This window comes from Vibrio sp. V19_P1S1T109 (assembly GCF_002241375.1).
Classification (GTDB): Bacteria; Pseudomonadota; Gammaproteobacteria; order Enterobacterales; family Vibrionaceae; genus Vibrio; species Vibrio anguillarum.
In genome coordinates, this window is sequence record NZ_NDIM01000249.1 from 1 (window position 1) to 13,482 (window position 13,482).

General features: G+C 45.7%; 10 protein-coding genes. 9 read left to right on the forward strand and 1 reads right to left on the reverse strand.

The features are described from left to right. The 9 genes from B9J87_RS12410 to rpoC form a co-directional block, all read left to right on the forward strand. Positions 1-668, forward strand: a 668-nt coding sequence (locus B9J87_RS12410; protein ID WP_254917082.1) for an EF-Tu/IF-2/RF-3 family GTPase, incomplete at its 5' end; no start/stop codon positions are given. A 253-nt stretch (positions 669-921) separates the two neighbouring features. Continuing rightward, on the forward strand, positions 922-1,302 hold the full coding sequence (gene secE / locus B9J87_RS12415; protein ID WP_026027616.1) for a preprotein translocase subunit SecE: 381 nt from the start codon (positions 922-924) through the stop codon (positions 1,300-1,302). A gap of 12 nt (positions 1,303-1,314) precedes the next feature. Continuing rightward, the gene (nusG, locus tag B9J87_RS12420) at positions 1,315-1,863 is read left to right on the forward strand and encodes a transcription termination/antitermination protein NusG (RefSeq protein WP_013857954.1); all 549 of its coding nucleotides are present in this window, start codon (positions 1,315-1,317) and stop codon (positions 1,861-1,863) included. A 133-nt stretch (positions 1,864-1,996) separates the two neighbouring features. Further along, positions 1,997-2,425 (forward strand): 50S ribosomal protein L11, encoded by a 429-nt coding sequence (gene rplK / locus B9J87_RS12425; protein ID WP_010318965.1) that lies wholly within the window; start codon positions 1,997-1,999, stop codon positions 2,423-2,425. 4 nt (positions 2,426-2,429) lie between these two features. Then, entirely contained in the window at positions 2,430-3,131 is a 702-nt protein-coding gene (gene rplA, locus B9J87_RS12430) for a 50S ribosomal protein L1 (RefSeq protein WP_013857952.1), read from the forward strand. 288 nt (positions 3,132-3,419) lie between these two features. Continuing rightward, on the forward strand, positions 3,420-3,908 hold the full coding sequence (gene rplJ, locus B9J87_RS12435) for a 50S ribosomal protein L10 (RefSeq protein WP_026027617.1): 489 nt from the start codon (positions 3,420-3,422) through the stop codon (positions 3,906-3,908). Positions 3,909-3,968: 60 nt separating this feature from the next. Further along, positions 3,969-4,334, forward strand: a complete 366-nt coding sequence (gene rplL / locus B9J87_RS12440) for a 50S ribosomal protein L7/L12 (protein WP_010318962.1) — start codon at positions 3,969-3,971, stop codon at positions 4,332-4,334. Between the two features lie 252 nt (positions 4,335-4,586). Then, positions 4,587-8,615 (forward strand): DNA-directed RNA polymerase subunit beta, encoded by a 4,029-nt coding sequence (gene rpoB, locus B9J87_RS12445; RefSeq protein ID WP_010318961.1) that lies wholly within the window; start codon positions 4,587-4,589, stop codon positions 8,613-8,615. 79 nt (positions 8,616-8,694) lie between these two features. Further along, positions 8,695-12,897 (forward strand): DNA-directed RNA polymerase subunit beta', encoded by a 4,203-nt coding sequence (rpoC, locus tag B9J87_RS12450; RefSeq protein ID WP_013857949.1) that lies wholly within the window; start codon positions 8,695-8,697, stop codon positions 12,895-12,897. Between the two features lie 90 nt (positions 12,898-12,987). On the opposite strand, the gene B9J87_RS12455 is transcribed toward rpoC, so the two are convergent. Beyond that, positions 12,988-13,482, reverse strand: a complete 495-nt coding sequence (locus B9J87_RS12455; RefSeq protein WP_017046697.1) for an Rsd/AlgQ family anti-sigma factor — start codon at positions 13,480-13,482, stop codon at positions 12,988-12,990.

Sequence of the window (13,482 nt, forward strand, 5' to 3'; positions counted from 1 at the left end):
GTTCTGCACTAGGCGCACTAAACGGCGAAGAGCAGTGGGAAGCGAAAATCATTGAACTTGCTGAAGCGCTAGACACTTACATTCCAGAGCCTGAGCGTGCAGTAGACCAAGCATTCCTACTACCAATCGAAGACGTATTCTCAATCCAAGGTCGTGGTACAGTAGTAACTGGCCGTATCGAGCGCGGTATCCTACGTGTAGGTGACGAAGTTGCGATCATTGGTATCAAAGACACAATCACAACGACTTGTACAGGTGTTGAGATGTTCCGTAAGCTGCTTGACGAAGGTCGTGCAGGTGAGAACGTTGGTGCACTTCTACGTGGTACTAAGCGTGATGAAGTAGAACGTGGTCAAGTACTAGCGAAACCAGGTTCAATCACTCCACACACTAAGTTCGAGTCAGAAGTGTACGTATTGTCTAAAGATGAAGGCGGCCGTCATACTCCGTTCTTCAAAGGCTACCGTCCACAGTTCTACTTCCGTACAACGGACGTAACAGGCGATATCTCTCTACCAGAAGGCGTAGAGATGGTAATGCCAGGTGACAACATCCAAATGGTTGTAGAGCTAATCGCTCCAATCGCGATGGATGAAGGTCTACGTTTCGCGATCCGTGAAGGTGGTCGTACAGTAGGTGCTGGTGTTGTTGCTAAAGTTATCGCTTAATTGCTGATTTAGCCGTTTAAATACGAATAGTATTTGACTAACGACTACCAAAAAGGGCATCATTTGATGCCCTTTTTCTGCACTAAATTTGGCCGTTGTCGATTTGTTGGTCGATAAAGCCAGTGCAAAGGATTTAAGATAGAGACATTTCTATCTTGATGAGTATGTATAGGTAGCTTTACCTGTGCTATGGATTTGCCCTGCAACAGCGGGGTTGTTGTCGTCTATGTTAAGACTTGTAACAGGTTGGTTTATGAAAGCAAACAATGCTGAAATTCCTGATAGCTCAAGTGCAGCAGACACATTTAAGTGGATTGTCACTTTTGCTCTGTTAGCTGCCGCTGTTGTGGGTAATTACCTGTATGGTGAAATGTCTGTAGTGCTTCGCGCTGCAGGTGTGGTTGCGCTGATTATTGCAGCACTCGGTGTTGCTGCGACAACCACAAAAGGAAAAGCGGCGATTGCGTTTGCGCGTGAATCTCGTATGGAAGTTCGCAAAGTGGTATGGCCGACACGTCAAGAAACCATGCAAACAACATTAATCGTTTTAGCTGTAAGTATCGTAATGGCTCTAGCACTTTGGGGCATCGACGGCATTATGGTTCGTCTTGTCGCTTTCGTGACTGGGGTATAGAGGGTTTAATACATGAGTGAAGCTCCTAAAAAACGCTGGTATGTAGTTCAAGCCTTCTCTGGATTTGAAGGTCGCGTAGCGCAATCGCTGCGTGAGCATATCAAGATGCACGCAATGGAAGAATTCTTCGGTGAAGTTCTTGTTCCAACCGAAGAAGTTGTTGAAATGCGTGCAGGTCAACGCCGTAAAAGTGAGCGCAAGTTCTTCCCAGGCTATGTATTGGTACAGATGCTCATGAATGATGAGTCCTGGCACTTAGTTCGTAGTGTTCCTCGTGTAATGGGTTTCATTGGTGGAACCTCCGATCGTCCTGCACCTATCACTGACAAAGAAGCCGATGCGATTCTTAATCGTCTAGAGAAAGCGAGCGAAGCTCCGCGTCCTAAGACGATGTTTGAAGCAGGTGAAGTGGTTCGTGTTAATGAAGGTCCATTTGCTGATTTCAACGGCACCGTTGAAGAAGTGGATTACGAGAAGAGCCGCATTAAAGTGTCAGTATCTATCTTTGGTCGTGCAACTCCTGTTGAACTTGAGTTTGGCCAAGTCGATAAGCTTGATTAAAAAAACACCTTTTAGGGTTGTTAAGGGCGTGAAATGTGATTATAATTTCGCGCCTTATTTACACGTCTTTATGACAAAGTAACCGGGGAGCTGATCAGCTGATTGGCGTTTGTACCCACATTTAGGAAATATCATGGCTAAGAAAGTTGAAGCTTATATCAAGTTGCAAGTCGCATCTGGTATGGCGAACCCAAGTCCACCAGTTGGTCCTGCACTAGGTCAACGTGGCGTTAACATCATGGAATTCTGTAAAGCGTTCAACGCAAGAACAGAATCAATGGAGAAAGGCTTGCCTACTCCAGTTGTTATCACTGTATACAGCGACCGTTCTTTCACGTTCGTAACTAAGACTGCTCCAGCGGCTGTTCTTCTGAAGAAAGCTGCAGGCATCAAGTCTGGTTCAGGCCGTCCAAACACTGAAAAAGTGGGTACGGTTACTGATGCTCAAATCCAAGAAATTGCAGAAGCGAAAGCGGCTGATATGACTGGTGCTGACATTGAAGCGATGAAACGTTCTATTGCGGGTACTGCTCGTTCAATGGGCTTAGTGGTAGAGGGTTAATATCATGGCAAAACTAACTAAGCGTATGCGCACTATCCGTGAGAAAGTTGACGCAACTAAAGAATACGAAATCAACGAAGCTGTAGCTCTTCTTAAAGAACTTGCAACGGCTAAATTCGTTGAGTCTGTAGACGTTGCTGTGAACCTTGGCATTGATGCTCGTAAATCTGACCAAAACGTACGTGGTGCAACTGTTCTGCCACACGGTACTGGTCGTGAAGTACGTGTTGCAGTGTTCACTCAAGGTGCAAACGCTGAAGCGGCTAAAGCTGCTGGTGCAGATTTAGTGGGTATGGAAGATCTAGCTGAGCTAGTGAAGAAAGGCGAAATGAACTTTGACGTTGTTGTTGCTTCTCCAGATGCAATGCGCGTTGTAGGTCAATTAGGTACCATTCTTGGTCCTCGCGGTCTAATGCCAAACCCTAAAGTTGGTACTGTAACTCCTAACGTTGCTGAAGCGGTTAAGAACGCTAAAGCAGGTCAGGTTCGTTACCGTAACGACAAAAACGGCATCATCCACACAACTATCGGTAAAGTTTCTTTCGAAACTAACCAACTTCAAGAGAACTTAGAGGCTCTTCTAGTTGCACTTAAGAAAGCGAAACCTTCTTCTGCTAAGGGTACTTACCTGAAGAAAGTAAGCATTTCTACTACGATGGGTGCTGGTGTTGCTGTTGATCAGAACACGCTAAACGCTCAAGCGTAATAATACATTTGATTAGGTGTGGAATTTGTGTATAATTCTGCGCCTAATATTTGTGGTTGGGGCTGATTTTAGTTCTTAGAACTATGACCCAGTCTCCGTCCAAGACCGTAGGCGTTATTTGTCTGTTTGATAAATGACTTAATCGTACCTACGTAGATGGTGCCCGAACTGACAGAAAGCATAATTTATTTTTTGAATAGATAAACTTTCTTCTGGGACTGCACCGAAATAACTCTCACTGTTGTGATAATAGTGAGTGGTGTAACGACAACCAGGAGTAAATCCAAGATGGCTTTAAACCTTCAAGACAAACAAGCAATTGTTGCTGAAGTCAACGAAGCGGCCAGTGGTGCACTTTCTGCAGTTGTTGCTGACTCTCGTGGCGTTCAAGTAGGCGCGATGACTTCTCTACGTAAACAAGCTCGTGAAGCGGGTGTTTACATGAGAGTTGTTCGTAATACTCTAGCACGTCGCGCAGTGGAAGGCACAGCTTACGAATGTCTACAAGACGTATTCGTAGGTCCTACTTTGATCGCATTCTCTAACGAGCATCCAGGTGCTGCAGCGCGTCTTTTTAAAGACTTCGCTAGAGAGAACAAGCACTTTGAAATCAAAGCAGCTGCATTTGAAGGCGCATTAACTGACGCTGAACTACTAGCGACACTACCAACTTACGACGAAGCAATCGCACGCCTAATGATGTGCATGAAAGAAGCTTCTGCTGGCAAGCTGGTACGTACTATCGCTGCTGTCCGCGATCAAAAAGAAGCTGCGTAATTCGCATTGCTTTTTATTGTTTGCTAAATAAACTTATTGTTGACTTAAAAGAGAATTGTTATGTCTATTACTAACGAGCAAATCCTAGATGCAGTTGCAGAAATGTCTGTAATGCAAGTTGTTGAACTTATCTCTGCTATGGAAGAGAAGTTCGGTGTTTCTGCTGCAGCTGCAGTAGTTGCAGGCGGCCCAGCAGCAGCAGCTGTTGAAGAGCAAACTGAATTCGACGTAATCCTAACTGCTGCTGGCGCAAACAAAGTATCTGTAATCAAAGCAGTACGTGGCGCAACTGGCCTAGGTCTTAAAGAAGCTAAAGCTCTAGTTGACGGCGCTCCAGCTGCAATTAAAGAAGCAGTTTCTCAAGCAGAAGCTGACGCACTTAAGAAAGAGCTAGAAGAAGCTGGTGCGACTGTTGAAGTTAAGTAATTATTACTTAATTTCTTAGCCGCAAGGCTAATGGCTGGTGGTTTATTGACCACCGGCCTTTTTGCGCTGTAGGGTATGGGTGAATTTTCCCGCTGTTTAGACGCTTATACTCGTGCAAAAGCACACAAACTATCATTTTTGAGTGATGTTGTGTTACTACAGTAAACAGCTGTTAGTCACTGTCCTATGACCCTTTATTTTTGAATAATTGGTGGGCAGTTTGGGTCACTTATCAGCGAGCTGAGGAACCCCATGGTTTACTCTTATACCGAGAAAAAGCGCATCCGTAAGGACTTTGGTACTCGTCCACAAGTGTTGGACATTCCATACCTGCTATCGATCCAGCTCGATTCGTTCGACAAGTTTATCGAACAGGATCCTGAAGGACAATACGGTCTTGAGGCTGCTTTTCGTTCTGTATTTCCTATTCAGAGCTATAACGGCAATTCTGAGCTGCAATACGTTAGCTATCGTCTTGGTGAGCCAGTTTTTGACGTTAAAGAATGTCAAATTCGTGGTGTAACTTATTCTAAGCCACTACGCGTAAAACTACGCCTAGTGATCTTTGATAAAGACGCGCCAGCAGGTACTGTAAAAGATATTAAAGAACAAGAAGTCTACATGGGTGAAATTCCACTCATGACAGACAATGGTACCTTCGTAATTAATGGTACTGAGAGGGTTATCGTATCCCAGCTGCACCGAAGCCCAGGCGTATTCTTCGACAGCGATAAGGGTAAAACTCACTCATCAGGTAAAGTTCTTTATAACGCACGTATTATCCCTTACCGTGGTTCATGGTTAGATTTTGAGTTTGATCCAAAAGATAACCTATACGTGCGTATTGACCGTCGTCGTAAACTGCCTGCATCGATCATTCTTCGTGCACTTGGTAAATCGACAGAAGAGATCTTGGATCTGTTCTTCGAAAAAGTGAAGTTTGAAGTCAAAGACCAAACTCTTCTTATGGAGTTGGTACCTGAGCGCCTGCGTGGCGAAACAGCGTCATTTGATATTGAAGCAAATGGTACCGTTTATGTCGAAAAAGGTCGTCGTGTAACGGCTCGTCATATTCGTCAACTAGAAAAAGATAACGTTGATTTTATCGAAGTACCCGTTGAGTACATCGTTGGTAAAGTCGCTTCTAAAGATTATGTCAATGAAGCAACTGGTGAAGTCATCGTTAGCGCAAACCAAGAAATTAGCTTGGAAGCATTAGCGAATCTTTCACAAGCGGGCTATAAGAAACTTGAAGTTCTATTTACGAACGATCTTGATCATGGTCCATTTGTGTCTGAGACGCTCCGCATCGACAGTACGGTTGATCGTATTTCTGCGCTAGTAGAAATCTACCGCATGATGCGCCCTGGCGAGCCACCAACAAAAGAAGCAGCCGAATCGCTGTTTGAAAGCCTATTCTTCTCAGAAGAACGCTATGACCTATCAACAGTAGGCCGTATGAAGTTCAACAGCTCAATTGAGCGTGAAGATGCCGGCGAGCTTGGTACGCTTGACGAAACTGATATCATCGAAGTGATGAAGAAGTTGATCGCCATTCGTAACGGCATTGGCGAAGTGGACGATATCGACCACCTTGGCAACCGTCGTATTCGCTCTGTTGGTGAAATGGCTGAAAACCAATTCCGCGTAGGTCTTGTGCGTGTTGAACGTGCAGTGAAAGAGCGCTTAAGCCTTGGCGATCTTGATGCGATCATGCCTCAAGATTTGATCAATGCGAAGCCTATCTCTGCGGCCGTTAAAGAATTCTTCGGTTCTTCACAGCTTTCTCAGTTTATGGACCAGAACAACCCACTTTCAGAAGTGACGCACAAACGTCGTATTTCTGCATTGGGTCCTGGCGGTCTAACTCGTGAGCGTGCTGGCTTTGAGGTACGTGACGTACACGTAACTCACTACGGTCGTCTATGTCCGATCGAAACGCCAGAAGGTCCGAACATCGGTCTGATTAACTCATTGTCAGCATTTGCACGTTGTAACGAATACGGTTTCCTAGAAACTCCGTACCGTCGTGTTGTTGATGGTGTGGTGACTGATGAAGTTGATTACTTGTCAGCTATCCAAGAAGGTCAATTTGTTATCGCGCAGGCAAACGCCATTCTGACTGAAGAAGGTACGTTTGCAGATGAGCTGATCACAGCTCGTCAAAAAGGTGAATCTGGTCTTCACCCTCGTGAACATGTTGACTACATGGACGTTGCGACCAACCAGGTCGTATCAATCGCAGCTTCGCTTATCCCGTTCCTAGAACACGATGATGCGAACCGTGCATTGATGGGTGCGAACATGCAACGTCAAGCGGTTCCAACGTTACGCGCTGAGAAGCCGTTGGTTGGTACTGGTATCGAACGTAATGTAGCGGTTGACTCTGGTGTAACTGCCGTTGCCAAACGTGGCGGTATGGTGCAGTCAGTTGATGCGTCTCGTATCGTAGTTAAAGTTAATGAAGATGAACTTGTATCTGGTGAAGCGGGTATCGACATCTACAACCTAACTAAATACACACGTTCGAACCAAAACACATGTATTAACCAACGTCCTACTGTGATGCCAGGTGAACCTGTAGCTCGCGGTGATGTTCTTGCTGATGGTCCTTCAACAGACCTTGGTGAGCTAGCGCTTGGCCAAAACATGCGTATCGCATTCATGCCTTGGAATGGTTATAACTTCGAAGACTCGATCTTAGTATCTGAGCGCGTCGTTCAAGAAGACCGTTTCACGACTATCCACATCCAAGAACTTTCTTGTGTGGCTCGTGATACTAAGCTGGGCTCTGAAGAGATCACAGCGGATATTCCAAACGTAGGTGAATCGGCTCTGTCTAAACTAGACGAGTCAGGTATCGTTTACATTGGTGCTGAAGTTAAGGGTGGTGACATCCTAGTTGGTAAAGTAACGCCGAAAGGCGAAACTCAGCTAACTCCAGAAGAGAAGCTACTACGTGCAATCTTCGGTGAAAAAGCCTCTGATGTTAAAGATACGTCACTGCGTGTACCAAACTCTGTTTCAGGTACCATTATCGATGTTCAAGTTTTCACTCGCGATGGCGTAGAGAAAGACAAGCGTGCGCTTGAAATTGAACACATGCAGCTAAAAGAAGCGAAGAAAGACCTTACTGAAGAGTTCCAAATTCTTGAAGGTGGTCTACTAGCACGTGTGAAAGCTGTACTGATCAATGGTGGCTATTCTGAAGCGAAGCTTGATGCGATCGATCGTAAGAAATGGCTAGAGCAAACACTAGAAAACGACGAGCTACAATCTCAACTTGAACAGCTTGCTGAGCAGTGGGATGAGCTAAAAGCTGACTTCGATAAGAAGTTCGAAGCGAAACGTCGCAAAATCACTCAAGGTGATGATCTAGCGCCTGGCGTTCTGAAGATTGTTAAAGTTTACCTAGCGGTGAAACGTCGTATCCAGCCTGGTGATAAGATGGCAGGTCGTCACGGTAACAAGGGTGTAATCTCTAAGATCAACCCTGTTGAAGACATGCCTTACGATGAAAACGGTCAGCCGGTTGATATCGTATTAAACCCACTAGGTGTACCGTCACGTATGAACATCGGTCAGATCCTTGAAGTTCACTTAGGTCTGGCTGCGAAAGGTATTGGTGACAAGATCAACCAAATGGTTAAAGAACAACAAGAGCTGTCTAAGCAGCGTGAGTTCTTACAGAAGGTTTATGATCTTGGCGATACGCGTCAGAAAGTAGATATTGCTGCTCTGTCTGATGGTGATGTTCGTACTCTTGTGAACAACCTTCGTGGTGGTTTACCGATTGCAACTCCAGTATTTGATGGTGCGTCAGAAGCATCAATCAAAGAACTATTAAGCCTAGCCGACCTACCAACTTCTGGTCAGCTAACACTGTTTGATGGTCGTACTGGTGATGCATTCGAGCGTCCTGTAACTGTCGGTTACATGTACATGCTCAAACTGAACCACCTTGTTGATGACAAGATGCACGCTCGTTCAACAGGTTCGTACAGCCTAGTAACTCAGCAACCACTTGGTGGTAAAGCTCAGTTCGGTGGTCAGCGTTTCGGTGAGATGGAAGTGTGGGCACTAGAAGCATACGGTGCTGCATATACACTACAAGAAATGCTTACTGTTAAGTCAGATGACGTTAACGGTCGTACGAAGATGTATAAGAACATCGTTGATGGTAACCATAGCATGGAACCTGGCATGCCAGAGTCTTTCAACGTATTGCTGAAAGAGATCCGCTCGCTAGGTATCAACATCGAGCTAGAAGACGAAGAGTAATCTTGGCGGTAAACCCTCTGGATTATCCTGGTAGAAAGGCGCTCGCCGAGCGCCTTTTAACTCCTTACAGGAGCTGATTGTGAAAGACTTATTAAACTTTCTAAAAGCACAGCATAAGACCGAAGAATTTGATGCAATCAAAATCGGTCTATCTTCACCTGACATGATTCGTTCATGGTCTTTTGGTGAAGTTAAAAAACCTGAAACGATCAACTATCGTACGTTCAAGCCTGAACGTGATGGTCTGTTCTGTGCGCGTATTTTTGGTCCAGTCAAAGACTACGAATGTCTTTGTGGTAAATATAAGCGTCTGAAACACCGTGGCGTGATCTGTGAAAAATGTGGCGTTGAAGTTACACAAACTAAAGTTCGTCGTGACCGTATGGGCCACATCGAGCTTGCATCACCGGTTGCTCACATCTGGTTCCTAAAATCGCTACCGTCTCGTATCGGTCTGCTAATGGATATCCCTCTACGTGATATCGAACGTGTTCTTTACTTCGAAATGTATGTAGTAACAGAGCCGGGTATGACGGATCTAGAAAAGAGTCAGATGCTTACTGAAGAAGAGTATCTTGACCGTCTAGAAGAGTGGGGCGATGAGTTCACGGCGAAGATGGGCGCAGAAGCGATCAAAGACCTATTGGGTTCAATGGATCTTGTCGCTGAAACAGAGATGATGCGTGAGGAGTTACAAACCACTAACTCTGAAACTAAACGCAAAAAACTGACTAAGCGTCTGAAGCTTGTTGAAGCGTTTATCAGCTCAGGTAATAACCCTGAGTGGATGATCCTGACTGTGCTTCCGGTACTTCCGCCAGATCTACGTCCTCTAGTACCACTAGATGGCGGTCGTTTTGCGACATCTGATCTGAACGATTTGTACCGCCGTGTGATCAACCGTAACAACCGTTTGAAGCGTCTTCTAGAGCTAGCAGCTCCGGACATCATCGTACGCAACGAAAAGCGTATGCTGCAAGAGTCTGTTGATGCGCTACTTGATAACGGTCGTCGCGGTCGTGCGATCACAGGTTCTAACAAGCGTCCTCTGAAATCTCTTGCTGATATGATCAAGGGTAAACAAGGTCGTTTCCGTCAGAACCTACTTGGTAAACGTGTAGACTACTCAGGCCGTTCTGTAATCACAGTAGGTCCATATTTACGTCTGCACCAGTGTGGTCTTCCTAAGAAGATGGCACTTGAGCTATTTAAACCATTTATCTACAGCAAGTTAGAAACTCGCGGCATGGCCACGACGATCAAAGCAGCTAAGAAAATGGTTGAGCGTGAAGAAGCGGTTGTTTGGGATATCCTAGACGAAGTGATTCGTGAACACCCAGTACTACTAAACCGTGCACCAACACTGCACCGTCTTGGTATTCAAGCGTTCGAACCTGTACTGATTGAAGGTAAAGCGATTCAACTGCACCCACTTGTGTGTGCGGCGTATAACGCGGACTTCGATGGTGACCAAATGGCGGTTCACGTGCCTCTAACTTTAGAAGCACAGCTTGAAGCTCGTACACTGATGATGTCGACGAACAACATTCTGTCGCCAGCATCGGGCGACCCTATCATCGTACCTTCACAGGACGTGGTCTTGGGTCTGTACTACATGACTCGCGAAAAAATCAACGCGCAAGGTGAAGGTATGTACCTGGCTGGCCCTAAAGAGGCTGAGAAGGCATACCGTACTAAGACAGCGGCGCTACACGCACGCGTTAAAGTACGTATTACTGAAACCGTTGTTGATGAAGATGGTTACAGCACAACTGAGACTAAGATGGTCGATACGACTGTCGGTCGTGCCATGCTATGGCAAATCGTGCCTAAAGGCCTGCCATACAGCATCGTAAACCAGAAGCTTGGTAAGAAACAGATCTCAAATCTATTAAACGAAGCGTATCGTAAGCTTGGTTTGAAAGATACGGTCGTATTTGCTGACCAAATCATGTACACCGGTTTTGCTTATGCAGCACTGTCAGGCGTGTCAGTTGGTATCGACGACATGGTTGTACCAGCAGCAAAATACACTGAAATTGCTGAAGCTGAAGAAGAAGTACGTGAAATCCAAGAACAGTTCCAATCAGGTCTTGTTACGGCGGGTGAGCGTTACAACAAAGTTATCGATATCTGGGCGTCTACCAACGACCGTGTTGCGAAAGCGATGATGGATAACCTATCTTCTGAAACTGTGATCAACCGTGATGGCGTAGAAGAACAACAAGAATCGTTTAACAGCATCTATATGATGGCTGACTCGGGTGCTCGTGGTTCTGCTGCTCAGATTCGTCAGCTTGCAGGTATGCGTGGTCTGATGGCGCGTCCAGATGGTTCAATCATCGAAACGCCTATCACAGCAAACTTTAAAGAAGGCCTGAACGTACTACAGTACTTTATCTCTACCCACGGTGCACGTAAGGGTCTAGCCGATACTGCACTTAAAACAGCGAACTCAGGTTACCTGACTCGTCGTTTAGTAGACGTTGCACAAGACGTTGTGGTGACAGAGCATGACTGTGGCACTCAAGAAGGTGTCGACATGATGCCTCATATCGAGGGTGGTGATGTTAAAGTTTCTTTAACTGAACTGGCTCTTGGTCGTGTTGTGGCTGAGGATGTGATGAAGCCAGGCACTGAAGAAGTACTTATTCCACGTAATACTCTGATTGATGAGAAGTGGTGTCAGATTATCGATGAGAACTCTGTCGATAATATGAAAGTACGCTCAGTGGTAACCTGTGATGCGGACTTCGGCTGTTGTGCGCTATGTTACGGTCGTGACCTTGCTCGTGGTCACCTAGTAAACCAAGGTGAGGCAGTTGGTGTTATTGCTGCTCAATCTATCGGTGAGCCGGGTACACAGTTAACGATGCGTACGTTCCACATCGGTGGTGCGGCTTCTACTGCTGCGGCAGAGAACAGCATCCAAGCGAAGAACAAAGGTTCTGTGAAACTTCACAACGCTAAGTTCGTTATCAACAAAGATAAGAAGCTGGTTATCACATCTCGTGCATCAGAGCTGACTATCATTGACGAATTTGGTCGCACGAAAGAAAAACACAAACTGCCTTACGGCTCTGTGTTGAGTAAAGGTGATAACGACGCGGTTGAAGCTGGTCAAACAGTGGCTAACTGGGAAGCGCACACCATGCCAATCATCACTGAAGTGGCCGGTCGCATCCAATTCGTTGATATGATTGATGGTGTAACGGTTTCTCGCCAAACAGATGACCTAACGGGTCTATCTTCAAGCGAAGTAACCGAAGCTGCCGCTCGTCCAGCAGCAGGTAAAGATATGCGTCCAGCTATCAAACTTGTTGATGCGAAAGGTAAAGATGTCATGATCCCTGGTACTGATATGCCAGCTCAATACTTCTTACCGGGTAAAGCGATCGTCAACATCGAAGATGGTGCTGAAGTTGGTATTGGTGACACATTAGCGCGTATTCCACAAAAATCTGGCGGTAACCGAGACATCACGGGTGGTCTACCTCGCGTAGCTGACTTGTTTGAAGCTCGTCGACCAAAAGAGCCTGCGATTCTTGCTGAGCACACAGGTACTGTGAGCTTTGGTAAAGAAACCAAAGGTAAACGTCGTCTAATCATCACTCGTGAGGGTGACGAAACTTATGAAGAAATGATTCCTAAGCATCGTCAACTTAACGTGTTTGAAGGTGAGAAGATTGAACGTGGTGACGTTATTGCTGATGGTCCTGAGACTCCGCACGATATCCTACGTTTACGTGGTATCCATGCTGTAACGTCTTACATCGCTAACGAAGTTCAAGAAGTTTACCGTCTGCAAGGCGTTAAGATTAACGATAAACACATTGAAACTATCGTTCGTCAAATGCTACGTAAGTGTACGATTACTCATGCTGGCGACTCTGAGTTCCTAGCGGGTGAGCAAGTTGAATACTCACAAGTGAAAGTTGCAAACCGTAACCTAGAAGCCGAAGGCAAACAGCCTGCTCGTTTCGAGCGTGAGCTACTAGGTATTACTAAAGCATCTCTAGCGACTGAATCGTTCATCTCTGCGGCATCGTTCCAAGAGACAACTCGCGTACTAACAGAAGCGGCTGTTTCTGGTAAACGTGATGATCTTCGCGGTCTGAAAGAAAACGTAATCGTTGGTCGTTTGATCCCAGCGGGTACAGGTTTCGCTTACCACCAAGAGCGTCAAGCTAAACGTGCGGCACAGCTAAAAGGCCCGTCTGCTGAACAAGCGACAGATAACCTAGCGGCACTGCTAAACGCAGGTTTCTCTTCTGAAGAGTAATCTCAGCGCTGATTAAAAAAGGCACCTTCGGGTGCCTTTTTCGTTGCGCTTAATCAATCTACGCGAATGATTACAGCAAAATATTCAATATTAAGCACCAGGAGGGATAGCCAAGCTGTCCGCGATAAGTTGAATCAAACTATCTTCCACTCCAAAACGCACCTCAATAATTTCACCAATTAGCGAAAGGTCGTTGTCAAAGTTTTCGAGATCATCCTCATCACTCACTGCCGCGTATTTATCTGTAAAATTGAGTAACGGCTCCGTAGTAACAATAATTTTTCCATAAGTTTGATTAATTTCATCGGTGGCTTCAAAGCCAGTTGCACGCCACCTATCCATCACCATATCGTAGATTTTGAAGTGACCTTCGGAAATATAATCCACCAGTTGCTGGCAAAAACGTTGCAGCTCTTCTGGCGAGGGAAGCCCGTTAATATTCGTTTTGGCGGCGCAAGGTTGCAGCGCGGCTAATTTGCAATACTCTACAATTAAGGTTTGTCGCGTGTTTAACCAGTGATCAATAACGTCACTGTAACCGCCCCATTGCTCTTGTGTGCGTTTTAGTTTTTTTAGCATGACCAT

Bases quoted from the DNA above. Each gene is read 5' to 3' on its own strand.
- B9J87_RS12455 (WP_017046697.1), bottom strand. From the start codon at position 13,482: ATGGTCATGCTAAAAAAACTAAAACGCACACAAGAGCAATGGGGCGGT.
- rplA (WP_013857952.1), top strand. From the start codon at position 2,430: ATGGCAAAACTAACTAAGCGTATGCGCACTATCCGTGAGAAAGTTGAC.
- rpoB (WP_010318961.1), top strand. From the start codon at position 4,587: ATGGTTTACTCTTATACCGAGAAAAAGCGCATCCGTAAGGACTTTGGT.
- nusG (WP_013857954.1), top strand. From the start codon at position 1,315: ATGAGTGAAGCTCCTAAAAAACGCTGGTATGTAGTTCAAGCCTTCTCT.
- rplK (WP_010318965.1), top strand. From the start codon at position 1,997: ATGGCTAAGAAAGTTGAAGCTTATATCAAGTTGCAAGTCGCATCTGGT.
- secE (WP_026027616.1), top strand. From the start codon at position 922: ATGAAAGCAAACAATGCTGAAATTCCTGATAGCTCAAGTGCAGCAGAC.
- rplL (WP_010318962.1), top strand. From the start codon at position 3,969: ATGTCTATTACTAACGAGCAAATCCTAGATGCAGTTGCAGAAATGTCT.
- rplJ (WP_026027617.1), top strand. From the start codon at position 3,420: ATGGCTTTAAACCTTCAAGACAAACAAGCAATTGTTGCTGAAGTCAAC.